Source organism: Paenibacillus sp. RS8 (genome assembly GCF_041956825.1).
Classification (GTDB): Bacteria; Bacillota; Bacilli; order Paenibacillales; family Paenibacillaceae; genus Paenibacillus_AQ.
In genome coordinates, this window is sequence record NZ_CP168131.1 from 396,788 (window position 1) to 416,805 (window position 20,018).

Annotated in this window: 13 protein-coding genes; 4 read left to right on the forward strand and 9 right to left on the reverse strand. The window is 45.6% G+C overall.

The features are described 5' to 3' along the window. The first annotated feature begins 68 nt into the window (after positions 1–68). Genes ACDZ28_RS02825 through ACDZ28_RS02835 form a run of 3 tightly spaced genes read left to right on the forward strand, consistent with a single transcriptional unit; the run spans position 69 to position 5,493 of the window. Positions 69–2,111, forward strand: coding sequence for a glycosyltransferase (locus ACDZ28_RS02825; RefSeq protein ID WP_375103962.1), 2,043 nt, complete (start codon positions 69–71; stop codon positions 2,109–2,111). Further along, the gene (locus ACDZ28_RS02830; RefSeq protein ID WP_375103963.1) at positions 2,108–3,529 is read left to right on the forward strand and encodes a glycosyltransferase; all 1,422 of its coding nucleotides are present in this window, start codon (positions 2,108–2,110) and stop codon (positions 3,527–3,529) included. Before ACDZ28_RS02825 ends, ACDZ28_RS02830 begins: the two co-directional genes overlap by 4 nt. Before the next feature lie 14 nt (positions 3,530–3,543). Further along, positions 3,544–5,493: a glycosyltransferase gene (locus tag ACDZ28_RS02835; RefSeq protein WP_375103964.1), complete on the forward strand. Its 1,950-nt coding sequence runs from the start codon at positions 3,544–3,546 to the stop codon at positions 5,491–5,493. Positions 5,494–5,513: 20 nt separating this feature from the next. On the opposite strand, the gene ACDZ28_RS02840 is transcribed toward ACDZ28_RS02835, so the two are convergent. The 8 genes from ACDZ28_RS02840 to ACDZ28_RS02875 all read right to left on the reverse strand — a co-directional run bounded on the left by ACDZ28_RS02840 (position 5,514) and on the right by ACDZ28_RS02875 (position 13,985). Then, on the reverse strand, positions 5,514–6,248 hold the full coding sequence (locus ACDZ28_RS02840; RefSeq protein WP_042130937.1) for a glycosyltransferase: 735 nt from the start codon (positions 6,246–6,248) through the stop codon (positions 5,514–5,516). Further along, the gene (locus ACDZ28_RS02845) at positions 6,245–7,447 is read right to left on the reverse strand and encodes a hypothetical protein (protein WP_375103965.1); all 1,203 of its coding nucleotides are present in this window, start codon (positions 7,445–7,447) and stop codon (positions 6,245–6,247) included. The genes ACDZ28_RS02840 and ACDZ28_RS02845 overlap by 4 nt, the downstream gene beginning before the upstream one ends. Next, positions 7,444–8,898, reverse strand: a complete 1,455-nt coding sequence (locus tag ACDZ28_RS02850) for a glycosyltransferase family 2 protein (protein WP_375103966.1) — start codon at positions 8,896–8,898, stop codon at positions 7,444–7,446. The genes ACDZ28_RS02845 and ACDZ28_RS02850 overlap by 4 nt, the downstream gene beginning before the upstream one ends. A gap of 69 nt (positions 8,899–8,967) precedes the next feature. Then, entirely contained in the window at positions 8,968–9,828 is an 861-nt protein-coding gene (gene yunB / locus ACDZ28_RS02855; RefSeq protein ID WP_042130940.1) for a sporulation protein YunB, read from the reverse strand. 375 nt (positions 9,829–10,203) lie between these two features. Then, complete coding sequence (locus tag ACDZ28_RS02860; protein WP_076121214.1) at positions 10,204–10,815, reverse strand: TVP38/TMEM64 family protein; 612 nt, start codon at positions 10,813–10,815, stop codon at positions 10,204–10,206. Between the two features lie 255 nt (positions 10,816–11,070). Further along, positions 11,071–11,940, reverse strand: coding sequence for a glycine betaine ABC transporter substrate-binding protein (locus ACDZ28_RS02865; protein ID WP_375103967.1), 870 nt, complete (start codon positions 11,938–11,940; stop codon positions 11,071–11,073). Positions 11,941–11,955: 15 nt separating this feature from the next. After that, positions 11,956–12,789 carry an ABC transporter permease gene (locus ACDZ28_RS02870; protein WP_375103968.1) on the reverse strand — a complete coding sequence of 278 codons (834 nt, stop codon included), beginning with the start codon at positions 12,787–12,789 and terminating at the stop codon, positions 11,956–11,958. Further along, positions 12,789–13,985, reverse strand: coding sequence for a glycine betaine/L-proline ABC transporter ATP-binding protein (locus tag ACDZ28_RS02875; protein ID WP_042130944.1), 1,197 nt, complete (start codon positions 13,983–13,985; stop codon positions 12,789–12,791). The genes ACDZ28_RS02870 and ACDZ28_RS02875 overlap by 1 nt, the downstream gene beginning before the upstream one ends. Before the next feature lie 259 nt (positions 13,986–14,244). Between ACDZ28_RS02875 and ACDZ28_RS02880 the strand changes: the two genes are divergently transcribed. Further along, complete coding sequence (locus ACDZ28_RS02880) at positions 14,245–14,805, forward strand: GbsR/MarR family transcriptional regulator (protein ID WP_042130945.1); 561 nt, start codon at positions 14,245–14,247, stop codon at positions 14,803–14,805. A gap of 60 nt (positions 14,806–14,865) precedes the next feature. On the opposite strand, the gene ACDZ28_RS02885 is transcribed toward ACDZ28_RS02880, so the two are convergent. Continuing rightward, positions 14,866–19,755 carry a carbohydrate binding domain-containing protein gene (locus ACDZ28_RS02885; protein WP_375103969.1) on the reverse strand — a complete coding sequence of 1,630 codons (4,890 nt, stop codon included), beginning with the start codon at positions 19,753–19,755 and terminating at the stop codon, positions 14,866–14,868. Positions 19,756–20,018 lie beyond the last annotated feature (263 nt).

The window sequence follows — 20,018 nt, forward strand, 5'->3', positions numbered from 1 at the left end:
ATCGTTTATATTACAGCAGATCTACATATGTGCAACAAACACATAATGCCTTCCAAGGAGGAACAACCGTGAATAATATTACGCTTGGCGTCCACCTCATCGTAAAAGATGAAGCTGATCTCCTGCCCCACTGTCTCGCAAGCGTAGCTGGTGTTGACGAAATTGTGATGATCGATACGGGTTCTACCGACGAATCCATAGCTATAGCCGAAGCACACGGGGCTAGAGTCTTCCAACGCGATTGGACAGATGATTTTGCTGCAGCTCGTAATGAAGGGCTCGTTCATGCCTCAACGAATTGGATTCTAGTCCTAGATGCCGATGAGTGCCTGCGAAACCCACTTACAGAACTTCGCAGCCTCCTGCAGAACACACAAGCTCAGGCTTTTACAGTAAACATTGATAATTGGGTAGGCGTACTACCCGAAGATAAGGTAAAGCACAGTGCTGTTCGCTTATTCCGAAATGGACAGGGTTATCGTTATAGTGGAAGAATTCATGAGGGCATTGATACTTCAATCCTAAGCAAACATAACCTCTCAGCGATTGAACACAGTCAGCTTGAAATTATTCATTTTGGATATTTGCCTGAAATCATGGCACGAAAAGATAAAATCAACCGAAATAGGCACCTGCTGCAATTAGCTTTATCCGAATATCCAGCAGACCCATTCCACTCCTACAATTTGTCAGTAAACTACTGCCAGGACGGTCAACTTCAGGAAGCGGAGACCTTGCTTCGTCAAACGCTCCAGCATGTAGAACTTGAGGCCTTCTATCGACCTACGATGATTAGAGATCTCTGTAAAATTTATCATGCTCAAGGAAAAACAAATGCGATTGATCCCTTACTCATGGTGGAACTGGAGCGTTATGACGACTATCCTGATCTGCATTTTTTGTTAGGTCAATCTTTGGAGCGCCAGGGACTTTTGGAGCGTGCGCTATTAGCCTATCAACGTGCAGAGTCCATTCCTGAACATGAGGGACTTAGCGAAAAATATGTATGTGAGCAAGGAATGAGCACCTTTCGTCCGCTATACCATATGGGTTTAATTTCACAGCGGCTTGGACTTCAGGAAGATGCTGCGAGGTTTTTTCATCGTGCACTTCAACACCATGCTTTATATACGCCCGCCTTGCAGGGGATAGCTGCTGCTTTTCAACACCTAGCTGTACCCGATGAGGAAATAGCCACATTACTGATCCAACTCGTCCCGCCAACAACTCCAGCCAGTAGATCCGCGATCATCGACAGTTTATATCAGATAAATGCTTATGAGACTATTAGCACCTTATCCCGAGATGTTTTTCCATTGGAATTGGATACTGCAAAAGGGATCATCTCTTCACTCATCATCACCGGTAAACTGGAAGAAGCATGTACGGCTATAAGACAGATGATCTCACTTGCTTCCCAAGGTAACCATAGTTCAGAGTATCAAAAGCAGTGGTATACCCTTTGGGCCATTTGCCAATGGGAGCAATTTGGGGAATTCAAAAACGACCTGCTCATTCATACATCAGGTGAACTTCGTTCTGGACTGGAATACATTGCACGATGCCAACGACAACAAGAGGCATGTCCAATAGAAATAGAGGTAGATCACTTATATGCCTCACTCCTTTCAGACCTCATCGGGCAATCCGTAAAGCTGCATCAGCTCACACTTAGTCATACTTTAGTAGACCTGTTCCCTGCTTATCGATCTGAATTTGCCACAGCATTATATAAAGAAGGGAATTGGCAGGCCGCAGGAGAGGAATTTATTGTACTTGTTCGTGATAAGACCGCCGATGCAAGCGTGCTTTTTTATATTGGTGAGATGATCTTTGACAAAGGGCATTATTCCGAAGCCAGTGAATTGTTTCAGCAAGCACTGGAACAAGAGCCTGAGCATGAATCCGCAAGGATCGGCTTATCCCTCTGTTACCTTCAGCAAGCGAAGCTGAGTATGGAGGATGCTCTACAAAGCTTAAACGATCCCCCTGTTCATGGCCCGTTGCAGGAAGATATCAGAGCTATTCGTAAATCCATTTCCTTGCTGAATCGTACACCTTGGCACACAAAGTGGAGCTTCCGTCAGTGCGAAGGGAGGTCATCCTTATGAACCGTTCAAGAAAAAAGCCGTTAATTTCCTTATGTATGATCGTTAAGAACGAAGGAGACCACTTGAGTCAATGTTTAAAAAGCGTACGCGGAGTCGTTGATGAGATCATTGTAGTCGATACCGGATCCACCGACTCTACCGTTCAAATTGCTCTTAGCTTCGGTGCTAACGTCATACACCACCCTTGGAGCGGCGACTTTGCCGCTGCCCGCAACGCAGGTCTTCAGCAGGCCCATGGACAATGGATTCTCGTTCTAGACGGAGATGAGGAACTGAGTGAGGAGAGCAAAGGAGAACTGCTGCTTTGCGCTGAGCATATGGAGTACGAAGCGTTTTTTCTACGCATTCATAATCATAAAGGGCTAACCGCCGCTTCACAGACGATCACCGTCAACCCGATTATTCGGATGTTCCGTAATCGCCCTAAGTACCGTTTTAGCGGGATCATCCACGAACAGATTGCTGAGGCCATCATAACAGCTACCCCCCAGGCACCGATGCATTTGACCACCATAATCATCCATCATTATGGTTACGCAGAAGGGGTAGTGGTCAAAAAGGATAAAATCAAACGAAATGTCGAGCTGCTACAAGAACAGCTAAGGCTAAATCCTAAGGATCCTTTTCACCATTTTAATATGGCCGTGGAGTATATGCGTCTTGGAGAGTATCAACCTGCTCTAAAACATATCCAACAAGCACTAGAAGAGGCACCGCCTGATACAAGTTACATCCACCTGCTGCACAAATATGAAATTCGCTCGCTTGCAGAATTAAAAGATTACCCTGGGGCACTTGCAGCCTGTGATCGTGGAATTAACGCACATCCAGATTATCCAGACTTAGCTCATATCAAAGGGGCTCTACTCTTACAATTAGGTGCCTTTGCAGAAGCCAAAGTAGCGTTGCTACAAGCGCTGGTCATCGGAGCTGCTCCTCCCGGCTACCATACTGAGGCTGGATTCGGTTCATATTTAACCTATTATATGCTGGGTCAATTATGTGAAGAGATGGGTGATGAGACCGAAGCCATTGCTTGTTACACCAAAACCGCACAGCTTCATCCCGAACCGACTCCCGTCATTGCACGGCTGCTGAGAGCCATGAAGTGTGCAGGTCGCGACAGTGAGATCTATGGTTGGTTCCACGCTCATCTAACAGATTACACACTGACTAAGAACAGGATTCTCCTAGAAGTGTTACAGAGTGAGGGATGTAACGAAGCAGCCGCACAGCTGATAAATACCATGGAGCAACCAATAGCTAAAGAAGCGGCCTTTACTCAAGCTTCTCAACAGGGACGTTCACAGATTTTGTCAGCGGATCGTCTGCTTGCTTCACTGTCCTCTTCAGCTATCTACTCTCCAGCGGTCAAAAGAGTACGCCTCGCTCTTCCGTTTCCCAAAGTTTCAGAATAGGAGGGATGTTTCCCATGACCACCCCCGATATTACACTTTGTATGATCGTTAAGAATGAGGCGAACTATCTGGAGAAATGCCTGTCCTCTGTGCAAGGGATCGTGTCCGAAATTATCATCGTGGATACCGGGTCTGAGGATAATAGCAAAGACATCGCGCTTAAGTTTGGTGCAAAGCTTATCGATATGCCTTGGGAGAATGATTTTTCGAAAGCACGAAATCTAAGTCTGAAGCATGCAACTTCCCCCTGGATTCTGGTACTTGATGCAGATGAGGCTGTAGGTCATTGGAACAAGGAGCAGCTCCAGCACCTGCTGGGCGCAGCGCATATTCACGGTTATTGGCTGCCCATTATCCACTATATCGGTGATGCCCCTGAAGCGGATTTTGTTACCGATCATGTCTGTCGCTTGTTCAGAAACGATAAAAGAATCATCTTTCGTGGAATCATTCATGAGGAAACAGCTAGCAGCATTTGGGAGCTTTCTGAGGGGGAGATAGCTTTTGCTGAATTGCATATTTATCACTATGGTTATTTAGAGGATGAATTACAGCGCAAAAAAAAATACCAGCGTAATTTAGCTCTCATCAACAGTGGTCTGCAGCTTCAACCGAACCATCTAATTCTTCGTTATGCACTAGGGGCAGAGTATTATCAACAGGAACAATATCATGCAGCGGCAGATGTACTTCTCCCATTGCTTGCTGATGTTCCGACCCAATCCGGGTATGCCTCCGATATTTATCTAAAGACTGCCTATGCGTTACAACGATGTAACAGGCAGCAGGAATCTGAAGAGATCTTTCATGCGGGGAGCTTATTGTTTCCCGACTTCACTGATTTATTAGAAGGCTATGCCGCTTTGTTACTCGAACAAAATCAGCTCGGTAAAGCTAGACACTTCCTGCAGCAAGCCCTGAAGAGCGGAGATACAGCATATCGATATCCTTCTTCTTCGGGAAGCGGAACATATCGAACAGAACTACTGGCAGGCAGAGTGTGCGAGAAGTTATTTCTATATTTAAACGCGCGGAAACACTACGAGGCCGCTATACAATTCAAACCAAATTATACGGATGCGTGGAAACAGCTTGTCCCGCTAAGTCTGCTCTCTGGAGAGCGGTTAAGTTTGATCGCATTGACCCGCTGTCATATTCATGCCCTATCACCGATTACCTTAGGTTACCTTGTGCCTGCAGCGCTCAATGCTCGTGACTTTGAATGGTTGAACACGCTCTCTATTGCTTCACAGCTACCGCTTGCCGTTCAAACCATTGTGCAAACTTACCTTGTATGTACACAACAGCAAGACGGCTATCACACACTCGCACCGCTGGAACAGCTGCTTCACGATCCATCTGTCCTATCCGAACGTTCATCTATACTCGGTTATCTCTGGGCCTTGTCTTGCCGTGCTGGAGATACTGAATCAGCCATGCAGTGGCTTGTCTCCATATTGCCATACAGACCGGAGATGTTATCGATTCATCATTTTTTAACAGGTCTTTCTGGCATTAAGCCCTCTCTTCCTGAACTGAGCTATGCTATACAATTGCTGCTTCAGGTCGGCGCTTGGGATAGTGTATTAACGCTTTATCGACAATCAGGCAGTTCTTCCTTTCAATGGTGCAAGCTGCCGCAGCCCCTATACTATGGATTGCTTGAAGCTCCTATCCCCGTAAAGAAACAGTGGTGCTCCATCTACGTTAGTCAAATCCCTCAATATAATACCTCGACGGACTGCGCCGAATGGCTATTATACATGGCAATAGCTTGCTCCTGTGGGGAAACGCCAAAGATCGCCCTATTAGATGAAATGGCTTTGCGCAAGATCGGGGGAACTACCGCTGCAGTGGGTCTCTCTTACTACAAGTTCATACTCGCGGCAAAAGCTTATCCCCATGGAATAACTACAGGTCAAATCCCATGGGGGCTCCTTGTCAGATCTGCCAGTCAGATTTAATCAACTGGCAGATTCGGATTTCAGAGCTCTTCCTTCCATTCAACCAAATGGGGCTGCTCATCTAGAATGGACTGGTATTGCTCCAGACTCCCCCAACGCCCTTCTGGATCAAGCTCCAGATAACGCGAATATTTACGATGAAGCTCTTCCGGCGAAACAGCCCACCCATAATGCTTCACACGTAATTCGGCAAGAAAGCCCGGCAATACAGAGTAGGAAAGCGGGAGCCTAGGCACATGATGATCCATTTTAGGGAAAAAGTAATGAAAATTCGGCAAATATCGGACAAGTGTACGAGTATGCTTCGTATGGATATTCCAATGTTCATCTTCACGATAATGAGTGGTGCCCCCCCAGAAATCAAATAGCCGGAAAGATACCCAGTCATACACATCCTGATCAATCAGCCGTCTCATCTCCCGTTTGGCTGCCTCTTCATAGAATTCATCAGCGTCCACAGACAGGAGCCAATCCGGATTCGTAGATACTGCCAAATTCCATAACGTCTGCCTTAACTGCCACTCACGATTAAATAAGGAGGTCTCCAGTGTCACAAGCTTCGTAACCTTGGCAAAAGAACGACAAAGCTGTGCTGTATTATCTGTACTTCCATCATCTACAATCACAATATCATCCACGAACTCGCTTAGTTCTTCAAGCACCTGCTCCAGATATCTGCCTGCTTCATTTCGAACCTGCATCATAGCCGTCAAGCGGTTACCTGCTGTTTTGCGGAGAGGCCATCTATGACTCATCCCTCCACTCTCCTTTTCAATCGTCTTATAGCCTCTTCTAGATCCGCCATCTCTGATAACAGCGGCCATGCCTGATTGTCTTTCCCTGCCGCATTCAAGAAGCTGCGTATAGCCTCATGTCTTCTGCCATGTAGCAAGTGTATTGTGCCATCTATAACCCCATCAACACTTCCCTCTAATTCTTGCTGAAGCTCTAGTGCTTTTTCCCATTGGAAGGTCCGAATATAATTTCGAATCAATAACAGCTTTGCCTCTGAGGTAGGAAGCGAGCTTAAAATCCGTATTGCCGCAGCCTCATCCTCATTCAAGCGGAACAGCTCTGCTCGAACAAGTTCGTACTGCCCAGAGTGAAGCCAGCCCAGCAGCCTTTCCGCCTCCAGCTTCTCCTCAGCAGTAAACGCAGTAATCGTGTACTGTTGAACGGCTGTTTCCAAATCCCCCGTCTTACCCTCTATAGCCGAAAAAAAACGGAAATGCGAATGAAGACAATCTAAATATTCATATAACACCATGAGCTCAAAGGACTGCGCCAGATAACGGTTAGCTGCGACATCCCCCAACAAGTAGAGATAGGAAGCTGCCAAGTAATGTACAACAGGTTGACTGGGTAACTTAGCACACATGGAAATGTAATAGTCCGCCCGCAACTCAAGCTGCATAGTAATCCAATCAGCAGATGACATAGATGAATCCTGCCACAAGTTCACTATGGCCTTCCTCCACAGCACCTCATAATCCGTGAGAAAATACAGCCGATCTCCCTGAAAGGTAACTCCGTAGGATTCCTGTTGATCCCCGCCGAGATAGATTACACCTTCCCTGCGTAGGCTCTGCTCTAGATATATTCGCTCGGATCGGGTGGCTGCAAGGTCGGCCTTTGCGCCTAGCAAACCGCTGTATTTTTCCCATAACCACTTATTTTCTTCTTCCGGACAACGTTCTAGAAGGGCCACTACATAGGCTGCCTGCAAGGAGAGAACCTCTGAAAGCCAATAAGGAGAAGAGACAAGAATCGTGTAATGCTTCATGTTCAGAGAATAAATATTTACAGCTGCAACTGCCCGGATCTGGCTATTAGTCTGCTGCTCAAGAGTCATCCGTCCAACAAAGCAGACCTCTTCCCGGTCGGGAAGAAGCTCTAGCAATCTTTTATATTCGTAATCCTCCCAAGAACCTCCGCTTAGAATTAGATATTTCATGGGTGTGCCTCCTTGGAATCGGACAAATCCCCAATATAGCCTGTTACCAGAGAGGCATTAGGGTGAAGCAGCAATTGACGGGAAGTAAACTTCCTATTGCTAATCATCCCTGGCACAATCCCTCCTTTGTAAGCAACACGTTCAAGTGGTAGAGTGAGCGCCGAATCTCCCCCTGCAAGCAAATGAACCCCAGCTTCCTCCATTTCAGTCGATAAACTTACGATCAGATCAGCGGAGCCTTGGGTTATGGCCTTCACCACCCGCTCAATATAACGTTTCTCATAATGGATAGAAGTGGACAAATACAGAATGATCTCACTCTCATATAATGCAGCTGCGTTCTTTAATGCCCGTAGCCATGCGTCCTCACCGCGAACTGTAATCACTACATCATGTTCACTAGCCGGAAACTCAGGAGCAGCGTCCACCAAAGTGTCTCTGACCCAAATCCAGCGAATATGCTTGTAGCTCTGCTGCTCCCGTGCAGCTATCCATTGCTCCTTCAGCTCATCAAAATCCCAAGCTTCATCACCATACACTATGGCCGTTACCAAAGGAGAAGCTAAGGGTAGCCTGCCCAATGGTATAACCGGCTGAGGAATTTTTAAGGATTCAGCAGGCGGTACTAAATGTCCTTCGTTCTCTCCCCCGCTTTCAAGTGCCCATTTCTTGTAGTATGTCTGCCAGCCATCCGTCTGTTTAGATTCGTCCTTATTTCTCAGGTATCTATCCAGTGACTGAATAGCATGAACATACACAGCTTCACTCAGAGCCAGTTTCGCTCCAATCTGCCGCGCTCTAAGACACCAGTCAGCTATCATGAGATGCCGCGCTTGAAGCGAAGTGTCAAAGCCGCCAATTCGCTGAATCAATTCCTTAGTGAATAGAAGACAAGATCCGGTTAGCACTTCCATCTCGCGCCATTCTCCTTGATACCGCCCAAGACTGTAGCTTACATGCTCGGCAAATTCATGATGAGTACCAAAGTGAAGCCGTTTCTTCCCTTCCCCCCTCTCGGTAGAAGAACGCGGGGCAATGACTCTAACAGAAGCATCATCAAAGTGAGTCCACAGTAACTCACTTAACCAGCCCGGAGATACCATTATCGAATCTTCAACCAGAACAGCAAAATCGGTCTCGATATGGGCCAGAGCTAGGTTAGGCATATACTCCTCCTTCTCATAGGGTAGGAAGATCACTGGCTCCTCCGGTGAGAACTGTCCTGCTAATACCTCCATGGGGAAATCGGGGGTCATTGAAACAGCAATAATACGCACATCGGCTCCTGAATGAAGCAGCAGCAAGGGCAAACAGACCGTGGCACATTCCATACGGCTAAGCTCAACTACAATAGAAATCCCGTCATGACTAGGCAAGGGGAGAAGTCCGGCACGTTCTAGGAAACCATATCTCCCCGCCAAGCGTTCCACATTCAGCGATTCATGTGACATCAGGACTCACACTCCATTTTTTTAAAGCTGCTCTACCTATAGTCTATGAGCCGTGAAGTATGATATCCCTTAATTCCCTGCATTTACACCTTTGTCGCCTTCTTCTGTATGAGTTGCACCCGTATTCGAGGAATTGGATGAAGCTGGCGATGGATTGCTATTCTCTTTACTATTCCCAGTGGCATCCTTGCTCTGATCTGATACTCCATTTTTATCTCCGCTTACAGAAGGTGCGGGAATAGCAATTCCCGGGGCACTGCTGCCATTAGCTCCGACTGGCTGACCCTGATTATCGTAGTAATACATTGGCACGTCTCCGACGACCATCAGATAAGACACAGGAATTTCCGTATCCACCACTTGGGGTTCCATATCAAAAGGAATAACCACCGCGACCTCCGTAACAATATGGATATAGACCTCGACTAAAATCATATTGATTCCGGCATTTTGCTGGCGAGTACTGAGTTCAACCTTCACAGCACCTTGCGGTTCAATCTTGATCGGGATATCAGGTCCATAAGAGGCGATGAGAGGACTACCTAGTGCCTGACCGAGCGGAATATATTCTGTCTGATTATGCAAATCCTGCAACGTGGTCTGGATTACCTCTGCCGCTTGCGAAGTAATACGCATATGCTCCGCATAGTTCAGCATAAAGCCTGATATTTTCCCGTTCTTATCGGTCTTCCAATCAATCAGTTCCTCCGCATTTCCTCCATTCGCTACTTGTGAAGTAATCGCCTTATTTATCGACTCTGTTGCGATTTGCTTCACACGAATTTGCGCTAAATGCAAGATAGGTGGCTTCATGTGCAGTTCCACGTATCGCAGTGCTTGTAGCACAAGCACAATCAATACCAAGGATGCAATCAACCAAAATTTGCGCCGGCTTCTTGGCTTACGCGTGTTTCCACCAGAAACGGTCATCTTTCTCTCTGACCTACTGGACGATCTCATATGACTTCTACTTCGTTTAGCTTCAAAGCGTGAACTCTGTGGTCTTGCCGCTGCCCTACTAGGTTTTGACTTGAACGCGGAGCTTCTTCCAGAGAACCTCGGCGCCCCGCCCCCATTTATTTTTGGCAGCCGAAGCTGACCTAGATCAGGTAATCTTAGCCCTCGGTTCCCCCATTTTCTTAATCTCCCCATTGCGATAGTCCCTCCCACCTTACGTAGAGGTCAAGCCACCTCCACTTAGTTTAAGGTATTCGGAAAGAAGACAAAAAAGAAGAACGTTCCCTCCGGCGGACAATGCCAAAGAAACGTTCTTCGTTCATTTGAAGATAAATTGAACATATAAAATTAGTGCATTCTACTCCGCTTATCTTCCTGCAGATGATCCCAGTGCCGCCGTACAAAGATACCGATTAGAACAGCGATAAACACGGCATACCAAGTAAGATAACCGTTCCATTCTTCCCTAGGGACAATTAAGCTTGATCCAATCGTACCGAATAGCCAAATGTAAGACAGATTTCCAAGCACTGTTCCCCAAATAAAAGATGATGCTTTAATCGGTGAAACAGCCGACATAAAATTGATCACATTGTTCGGAATAATGGGAATCGTACGTAGAAGCACCAAAGTCCAGATTCCATAACGATCCAAGTACCGTTGCCATTTGTCATAACGTTTCAGCTTAGATCTCCATTTTCGATCAAACCAATTGTACAGGTAACGCCGAATAAGGAAGTACATCAGTATACCACCTAAGTTACAAGCCAGCCAACTGATTAACATGCCTCCAACAACGTTAAAGACAGACACATGGAGGACAATCAAAATTACGAATGGAAAGAATCCTAATATACTCTGCAAAAGCGCCAACGGAATCGTCACAAATAAAATAGAGGGTCCACTAAGGCCAAGTGTTTGCAACAGCCAATCTATCCAGGTATTTATGGTCTCTGTCATGAAGCAGTCTCCTCTCTTGACTCCTTGCAGCAGCTGCCTCCTGATTTACTTCGCTAAAGCATAAGTGTAAGCATTAAAATATAAGAAAAATATATAATATACTTTCCTTATATTCTCAAGAAAAACACCCCTTCCGGGGTGTTTTATTGAATGAGTTTGCTTATGAAGTGCATTTGTAAAGAACAGTGGTTAGCGTACAAGTTACACTTTTGTAATCCATTGATTCTTCACATCATACCACAGAATTCTATCTACTTACAATTCCACACCTTGAATCCATGCAGTCACTTTATCTGGGTTGTTCTCCACCCAAGTCTTAGCAGCTTCCTCTGGTGACTTTCCGCCTTGAACCTCAACCATTACTTTTGCCATATCTTCAGCAGTCCACTCAAATTGATCCAAGAACTTATAGACATTCGGCATGTCATCGTTCAGACCTTGGCGAACCATCGTATGAATTTGCTCATCCGCACCATATACACCTTTTGGATCTTCCAGATATTTCAGATCCATATTGGCAAACATCCAGTGTGGTGTCCAACCCGTTACAACAATAGGCTCGTTATTGTCATAGGCTTTTTGTAGCTCCTGAGCCATCGCTGCAGATGAACTTTCTAGGAGCGTGTAATCACTAAGACCATATTCCGCTATGGCCTTTTCAGTTGTCGTCATAATACCCGCACCCGGCTCAATCCCAATAATTCGATTGTTCAGTTTACCTGCCAGCTCACTGTTCTTTAAGTCTTCAATAGAATTGATCTCCATGTACGCCGGAACAGCCAAACCCACTTTAGTGCCGTTCAAATTAGCACCTAAATCTTCGATTTTCGAACCATACTTCTCTAAATATGCTGCATGTGTGCTTGGTAGCCAAGCAGCAACCATCGCATCCGCACTACCGTCAGCAACCCCTGCCCACATTGGGCCAGCATCCACCTGCAGCATTTCAACAGTAGCTCCAAGCTTAGTTTCAAGTACTTCTTTCACTACATAAGTACTTGCGATTTCTGAATCCCATGCCACATAAGCCAGTTTTACCTTCTCTTTACTAGTGGATGAACATCCAGCAATAACAGTGATCATCATGACCACTAACAGGAATATACCTATATTTTTTTTCTTCATATTTATTCAAAACCCCTATCTCTGTTTTGGTTTTAGTGCGTTTTGCGTTAAGCGGTCGAGTAGAATAGCTATAATAACGATAGCAATCCCCGCCTCGAACCCATCTCCTGTCTTAGCCTGCGATACCGCACGGTATACATAAGCACCTACACCTTGCGCACCAATCATAGATGAGATGACAACCATCGAGAGTGACAACATAATCGTCTGATTGACACCTGCCATAATCGTTGGCAGCGCGATCGGCAGCTGCAATTTAACCAGTTTCTGAGTAGGTGTTGAACCGAAAGCATCAGCTGCTTCTACTAGCTCCTCTGAAACTTGACGAATACCGAGATTGGTTAAACGAATTGTCGGTGGGATCGCAAAGATGATCGATGCAATTACACCTGGAACTACGCCAAGCGAGAAAAACGATACCGCTGGTAATAAATACACAAACGCCGGCATCGTCTGCATAAAGTCCAAAATTGGCGTAACTGTGTTTCTAACTGCATTCCGCTGCGCACATAAAATACCAATCGGTACGCCAATCAACACAGCCAATATCGAGGCGGTTAGAACAAGGGCTAAAGACTGCATCGATGGTCCCCATAATCCGAGATTATCGATTAACAGCAGTCCAATTACCGCAAATAAAGCCATGCGCCATTTCCCAATCCAATAAGACAACGCTGCAATAAGTAAGATAAGCACTAATGCAGGCAGGAACGTGAGCGCACCTTCAATCGCAGAAACCATCCCGCCAATAATCGTAGCGATAAAATCGAACAAGGGACCGCAATACGTCGTTAGCCAGTTTTCCAACCACTCGAGTGCCTTTCCTAAAGGCAGTTTTGGAATGTCCATTATGATCCTTCTCCTTCCGGTACCGCGTTACCCGCGAGTGCGGAAAGAACGGCTCCCTTAATCACAATGCCTTTTAATCTATCTGCTTCATCTACGACGGCTACAGGCAAATGTGTTTCAGATATTAGCTCAAAGAAATCATTAAGCAGCGTTTCTGGATGTACACGAGGAATCTCCCGCCGCGTAACCTCTAAGATGGACTTATTATCTTTTAGTGCCTGTGCCGCATCCTCAGCTGTAATAACTCCCAGGAGCTTATTTTCTTTGTCTACCACATACAGGCTGAATATGCCGCTGTCTCGCATCAATTGAAGTGCTACACGAGGTCCGCGCTCAGGTCTAACCGTTTCCGGTTGCCGCATCACATGCGCTGCAGTCAACACCTTGGACAAGTCCACATCCTCCACGAAACGCTCTACATATTTATTGGCAGGTTGGATGAGAATCTCTTCCGGTGTACCAATCTGAACGATAACTCCGTCCTTCATCAGTGCAATCCGATCACCAATCCGCAAAGCTTCGTCTAGATCATGAGTGATGAACACAATCGTCTTCTTCACTCTGGACTGCAATTCCAACAGCTCCTGCTGCATGTCTTTTCGAATAAGCGGATCCAGTGCACTAAATGCTTCATCCATGAGCAGGATATCAGGGTCATTAGCCAGTCCTCTAGCTAGTCCCACACGTTGCTGCATTCCTCCGCTAAGTTGATCCGGGCGATGATTCTCCCAGCCCTTCAGACCAACTAAATGCAATGCCTCCATGGCCCGTTCAGTTCTCTTCTTTTTATCTACGCCCTGAACCTCAAGTCCGTATTCCGCATTCTCCAGTACCGTCCGATGTGGAAACAATGCGAACTTCTGAAACACCATGCCGATGTTCTTGCGCCGAAATTGACGCAGCTCCTCCGGGTTCATTTTAACGACGTCTTTTCCTTTAAAAAGAACTTGTCCCCCTGTAGGCTCAATCAAACGGTTCAACAAACGAACCAACGTTGACTTACCGCTGCCGGACAACCCCATAATTACGAATATTTCTCCTTCTTCAATGCTGAATTCGGCTTTGTTGACTCCGACCGTCAACTTCAATTCCTGAGCGATCTTTTCCTTCGACCACCCTTGCTCTAATAATGGAATCGCCCGTCCCGCATCATGACCGAATACTTTGGTTAGCTTTTTCACCTCTATAATAGCCATGCTGTCCTCCTTCTCCCGAAGATATATCCGGGTTTAGTTCACTTATAGTAGTGTACCGGACTATTGAAAATTCATGCAAACACCATATTCGGATAAAATTTAGTGTACAGTTTTAACTTTACGTACTTTACGTATAGCATACTCTGTTTTACACCAAATTCCTTTCTTCATGATTTCTTTACTTATGGAGGGGGATTTGATTACAATACATTGTATAAGGTTGCAGCAGTCTATCGACCTATTCCTCAGGAGGGACATCATGAACGATTTAGAAGGGTTAACACCCGAACAAATAGAGAAGATTAGTAAGACACGTGAACGTGTGATAGACTCTATCGGTAAAAATATGGACCTATACGGCATAACTTTATCTATTGGGCATTTATACGGTTATATGTATTTTAATCAAGGTCCAGTGACACTAGATGAACTAAGCAAAACAATGGGAATGAGTAAGACGTCCATGAGTACGGGAGTCCGTACCCTCCTAGATCTGAAAATGATCGACAAAGTTTGGGGGAGAGGGACTCGCAAAGACCTGTTTACCACTGTGCCTGACTGGCATCAGAACTTCAGTGATTACTTCTCTATTAAATGGAGAAAAGCCGTTGAAGGAAATATGATCTCACTAGCGAAATCACTTGCAGAAATTAGCGATATGAAAAAAGAATATAGTGACGATAGTAAACTTATGCAGCTCTTAAATACAGATGAAGAGAAGATTACCGAATCCATTAATTACTACCGCTGGTTGCTAAAATTAATTGAATCCTTTGAGAATGGTAAGATCTTCGAATTTATCCCTAAAGAAGAATCTTAATTCCATGCAAAAAAACGACAGTGCTCCTGTAAAAAGGAAAACACTGCCGTTTTTTTTCGTTTAACCTTCGATTAAGCTTACATCATCCAAATAAATCGTGCTGCCCGCACTAATTTCACTATTCGTCTCCGTACTGTTCCCGTCAATAAGCCCAAGTAAAAATACCAGATGAGCCCCTGCGTCTGTCGCACCGTTCATGGTAAATGTATAGCTGAATTCTTTCATGTTCTGGGTCAGAGCTACAAGCTCCGCTTCCATATATTTGGTGTAGTCCCCGCCTTTATGCTCCACAGCTACCTGAATATTGCGGTTTACACTAGAACGGGCCTTAAACTTCAAGGTGTACGTCTTTCCCTGAACAAGCTTCAGATTTTCGTAATCCACTTGTGCGCTATAGGCAGCTTGCCCTGTGCCTGTCAGGTCTATTGCAAATTCCCCTTCTTTTACAGTAGCAGATCCAGTTCCATCAAAATACTGGCTCCACCCTTTGGAATCCACATCAAAGTTTCCATTGTCCAGCTTGCCGCTTGGCGGCGTCACCGGCGGACCACCTTGTACCTCCCGTACCACTATATCGTCAAAAGAAATCGTGTGGGGCGTAGTGTTAGCCGCAGGATCAGCGCCCAGCGTTTTGCCGATCAGATAATTCAGCTGCAACGGATTGCTGTTCGATACTGTGAATTGCGCTGTATAAGTGGCCCAATCGGCAGTAATATCAAACTTAGCCTGAGCGGAAGCTGCAGAAGTTTTGGAGTATTCTAGGACGATCTGCCGCGGAACCGTTGATTTCGCCTTAAAGCTCACGTCATACGTTTTTCCGCCTTCCAGCGGGATACCCTCTTGGTAAAATTGTGTATGCCACGCCTCCCATCCTGCCGACGTAATCAAGATTTCTGCCACGCCATCCTTCACATCAAAAGCAGAAACACCACCTTCTCCAGACCATGTAGACCAACCCGTCTTCCCACTGCCGAACGAGCCATTTATGACTAGATTGTTATCGTTAGCAAGTATTGTCTGAAGCACAAATCCATTTGCGTAATGGTCAGCTTCTACAGTGATTGGATAGCTGCCCTCGTCTGGAAATACTGCTGCATCGATGGTGATTTTCCCAGGCTCGATGGTGTATTGTTCAGGTTCAAGAGTTACACCATTAACCTTCACTGCAACAATTTTCTTTCTCCAATCCTCATGGTCTATGAAGGTTAGCTCAATCGGCTGCGACACTCTATTATTCGTACTGTCGCTACTTAATTCCTGAGGTTTGGCAGGTGCATTCTTAATTTCAAATTTCACATTATCGATGATAATATCATGGCTTTGGGCAATACTAACACCCTCCACTTTACCAAGCAGAAATTTTAGAGACAGGGTGTCCTTGCTGCCTTGACGGAATTCGAATCTGTAATGATTCGTTGCTGCTGTAAGATCTACAATTTTTGAAAACGAAGCCTGATAAGACGCATTCTCAACATTCACTTGGATTTTCCGGGCTACAGTTGAGCTGGCGTCAAACTCTAGCACATAATCTATTCCACTGGCAGCTTTCAAATTATTTTGAAATAACATCACGGAGTATGGCTGACTACCCGTATTCGTAATGTTAAATTTCGCTGTACCCTCTGCCGCGGTAGCATTGCTCTGTCCACCCTGTTCTGTCAATAGCCGGTCCCAGGCATTAAATCCGGCGTTGAAATCCCCATTCACCAGCGGGTAGTAGACAAGCGATGGATCATAATAAAAGCTCGTGCGCAGCAATTTGAAGTTATCCAAGATGACTGTATCCGCAGCACCATTCAGAAGTAATACGAATTGTCCCTCATGGTCTGTTGTACCTGCAAGGTTAGTGAAGACAGCTTTAATTTCTTGTTCACCTTGATCTAAGCTAACCGATTGCTGCGCATGTACGCTGCCGTCTTTTCCAAGTAGCTGAACTGTGGCTGTACGAGCGGAGGATACACCAGCATTAAAAGTAAGTTCATAATCTTGACCTTGTATGAGCTGGATTCCCTTCTGAAGCAATCGAACTTCACCACTTTCACTACCGCCAATCTGTAGTTTCAGCTTGCCTTTGTCATTTACATTAGCATTAGCCGTTGCACCATTGACTGTTTCTACGTGCCAATAGCTCATCCGATTTACCTCTCCAAGATCAAAAGTACCATTGTACAGATGATTACCGCTACCGAGCGGTGTCTTCACACCATCATGATCAAAAGGAATACTATCTACTTCTTCCAGACGAACATTCCCTAACCAAACGGGTGAAGCGTTAGTACCCATGTTGAACTCTATTCGTGCTGCAATATCAGAGTTTTCCTTCATCTGAAACATTGTTTCGTAATGAGTCATTTCAGAAGTCAGCTCTGCCTTAAGCGCTGGAGAATAAGCGGCAAAGCCACGTGATTCTCCCCCCGTTAATTTAACGCTAATATTACGTGATACGTCAGTTTTCGCATCAAAGCTGAGCTTATAGAATCTGCCTTTAGCAACGGATACGATTGCTTGAGGTTGTACGGAGTAGGCATTTCCTCCAGCATTATTGATATTTACCTTTACGAAGTTTTGTCCCCCTATCGGTACCGTGGAGACTGTAGCATCAGCACCAGGTTCTTTAAACAAAACCCAGTGTGAAGTATTCGGTATGCCCATCCCATCATCTCCTGGAACCTGCTCCGTGAAGTTGTTGTTATAGACAAGGTTGCCGTCAGGAAGTGCTAGCTTTGAGCCTTCCAAGTAAGGTTCCTTGTCCAGTGTTATTGGCACCGGCTCACGATACTCACGGCCTGTCAGTTCATAGACTCTGACATAATCAACCTGCATTGATTTTGGAAACACGGTTTCTGATGTTGGATCACCATCAAAGTTGCCGCCAACAGCCAGATTTAACAGCAGGTGGAACTCCTGATTGAACGGTGCTGGATAAGCATTATTCGCAGGCTGGCCATTGCTGATGCTGTACCAGTCATTTTTGGTCAAGAACAGCTCACCATCTACATACCAGCGAATTTCTCCCGGTTCCCACTCAATGGAGTACGTATGGAATTGTTCTATCGTGGAGCCTTCCGGGAATACATACTCTTTACCAGAGTACACATTGTTAGGCCATTCGCCGCCGTAATGAATAGTGCCTGCTACCGTATTAGGACGGCTGCCCCAACCCTCCATAATATCAAGCTCTCCAGAGGAAGCCCAAGTCCCGTATTCGTAGTTCTCCGGCAGCATCCAAATCGCCGGCCAGTATCCTTTTCCGGTAGGTGCTTTTGCCCGAATCTCAAATTTACCATATTTCTTGCTGAACAAGCCTTTCGTTTTAAGTCGCGAAGAAGTGTACTCCTTGCCACTTACTGGTTCTTTACGTGCGGTAATCACTAGATTACCATCCTGTACCTTTGCGTTCTTCTCATCACTTGTATACCATTGCTTCTCGTTGTTGCCCCAACCTGGATTGTTAAATTGTGAGCCGTCTCCAAGGTCATAGGTCCATTTCTTAGGATCAATGGTCCCTTCATTGAATTCATCTCCCCAAACCAGCGTCCATGGATCGTTATTTGGTGCTGGACCTCCATTACCAGAACTGCTTGAAGTTGCTACTGGCAGCGTCGTTTTACCAGTGTTTCCTTTTTTCACTGGCGAACCGCCAATCGTTACTCCATCGGCCTTGTTATCTATTGAGGTTACGCTTCCGCTGCCTTGAATCGCAGTGCCTCCAGCACTCGCAGTCAGGATTAAAGCGGCCACCTGTGCATTGTTCTCCAGAGTCAATTGCGTTGAACTGCCCACCGTAAGACTGGCAACAGTTCCTGAGATTCTTAGCAAAGAACCGCTGACTGCTGAGTCTCCCGAGCGAACCGTGGCAAATCCCCCGCGAAGTACGATATTGTGAGGGACAGCGTTTATTACAAGATCTCCAAAGCCTGCCCCCGTAAGATCGCTGCTCTCTTCCAAGATAGCTCCGGATTGCAGCTGCACAGTACCCACAGTTGTTGACCCGCTGGCATAAATTCGCACCTTGTCATTAGGCTTGGCTACTTGGAGCGGTCCAAGAGAAGTATTGTGTAAACCAATACTCTGCTCGCCGCCACCTCGTACAAACGTAGCTCCTGTTACCTTTACACCTTCAAGCTTCGCATTCCCTTCGGCAATCCCCTCGGTTAAATACAGATTGCCTTGAATAACAGTATCTTTAAGAATCACATCGGCATGATTAATGACTACATTGCCCTTTACTGTTCCAAGCGAAGTCTCTCCAGATTTTAAGATGAGTCCCGAAACCATTCGATCAGCAAGCTGAGCAAGCTCTGCACGTGTAATTCCGCCCTCAGGCTTAAACAAACCTCCAGGATAACCTTTAATAAAGCCAGCACTAGATAGCGCTGCTATAGCTTTTGCAGTTTCATCACTCACTCCGTTCAGATCAGTGAATACCGCTGTACTGCTTTTGTCCGTATTGAAACGAAATACTTTCTCTAAGGATAGCGCCGCTTCTGCGCGCGAAAGCGCACGTGAAGGATAGATCTTGTTATTCTGATCACTGCTTAAATATCCAGCAGCAATCCCTTTGGCAATATCACTTTTATACCAGTCTGTAGCCGAGACATCCACTGGGAGCTTATCCGTTTGCTCTTGATAATTAAATATACGATTCATAATAACCGCGAATTCTGCCTTCGTGACTTCCTTGCCCGGTCGAAACGACCCATCATCATATCCACTTATAATCCCATTTTCGCTCCATCGCTGTAATGGACCTGCAGCCCAATGACTTGGAGATACATCCGTAAACGCTTTCAACACATCGATTGCTGTACTTCCCACTTTCGTTACCGCTGAATCAGGTGAGTTTGCCTTTAATGCCTCTGCCGCTGAAGCAGTCATGCTCCCAACCGGTGATAGCAGCCCGGTGACAAGGAGCATAGCAGCTACTGCTGCTGTGAAATTCCTCTTCATCCTAAACATCACTCCTCGAATTTCGTAATATTCGTAATTCAAGCGAAGAATCGAAATCGGTTTCGACAATGTTATTGTTCCTTAGATTTCCATATTTGTAAAGATATAATTTGAATTTTTTTACATTATTTTTTTCGGAATATATCTCAGTATTAAAATATCCGTTTGACTTGTTTCGGCAATAAGAATAGACTTAAAATAACTGTTTTACTCTTCACTCCATTCAAAAAAACTCATAAATAACCGCTCTACTACAGTCTTTC

Bases quoted from the DNA above. Each gene is read 5' to 3' on its own strand.
- ACDZ28_RS02830 (WP_375103963.1), top strand. From the start codon at position 2,108: ATGAACCGTTCAAGAAAAAAGCCGTTAATTTCCTTATGTATGATCGTT.
- ACDZ28_RS02835 (WP_375103964.1), top strand. From the start codon at position 3,544: ATGACCACCCCCGATATTACACTTTGTATGATCGTTAAGAATGAGGCG.
- ACDZ28_RS02840 (WP_042130937.1), bottom strand. From the start codon at position 6,248: ATGAGTCATAGATGGCCTCTCCGCAAAACAGCAGGTAACCGCTTGACG.
- ACDZ28_RS02845 (WP_375103965.1), bottom strand. From the start codon at position 7,447: ATGAAATATCTAATTCTAAGCGGAGGTTCTTGGGAGGATTACGAATAT.
- ACDZ28_RS02850 (WP_375103966.1), bottom strand. From the start codon at position 8,898: ATGTCACATGAATCGCTGAATGTGGAACGCTTGGCGGGGAGATATGGT.
- yunB (WP_042130940.1), bottom strand. From the start codon at position 9,828: ATGACCGTTTCTGGTGGAAACACGCGTAAGCCAAGAAGCCGGCGCAAA.
- ACDZ28_RS02860 (WP_076121214.1), bottom strand. From the start codon at position 10,815: ATGACAGAGACCATAAATACCTGGATAGATTGGCTGTTGCAAACACTT.
- ACDZ28_RS02865 (WP_375103967.1), bottom strand. From the start codon at position 11,940: ATGAAGAAAAAAAATATAGGTATATTCCTGTTAGTGGTCATGATGATC.
- ACDZ28_RS02870 (WP_375103968.1), bottom strand. From the start codon at position 12,789: ATGGACATTCCAAAACTGCCTTTAGGAAAGGCACTCGAGTGGTTGGAA.
- ACDZ28_RS02875 (WP_042130944.1), bottom strand. From the start codon at position 13,985: ATGGCTATTATAGAGGTGAAAAAGCTAACCAAAGTATTCGGTCATGAT.
- ACDZ28_RS02880 (WP_042130945.1), top strand. From the start codon at position 14,245: ATGAACGATTTAGAAGGGTTAACACCCGAACAAATAGAGAAGATTAGT.
- ACDZ28_RS02885 (WP_375103969.1), bottom strand. From the start codon at position 19,755: ATGAAGAGGAATTTCACAGCAGCAGTAGCTGCTATGCTCCTTGTCACC.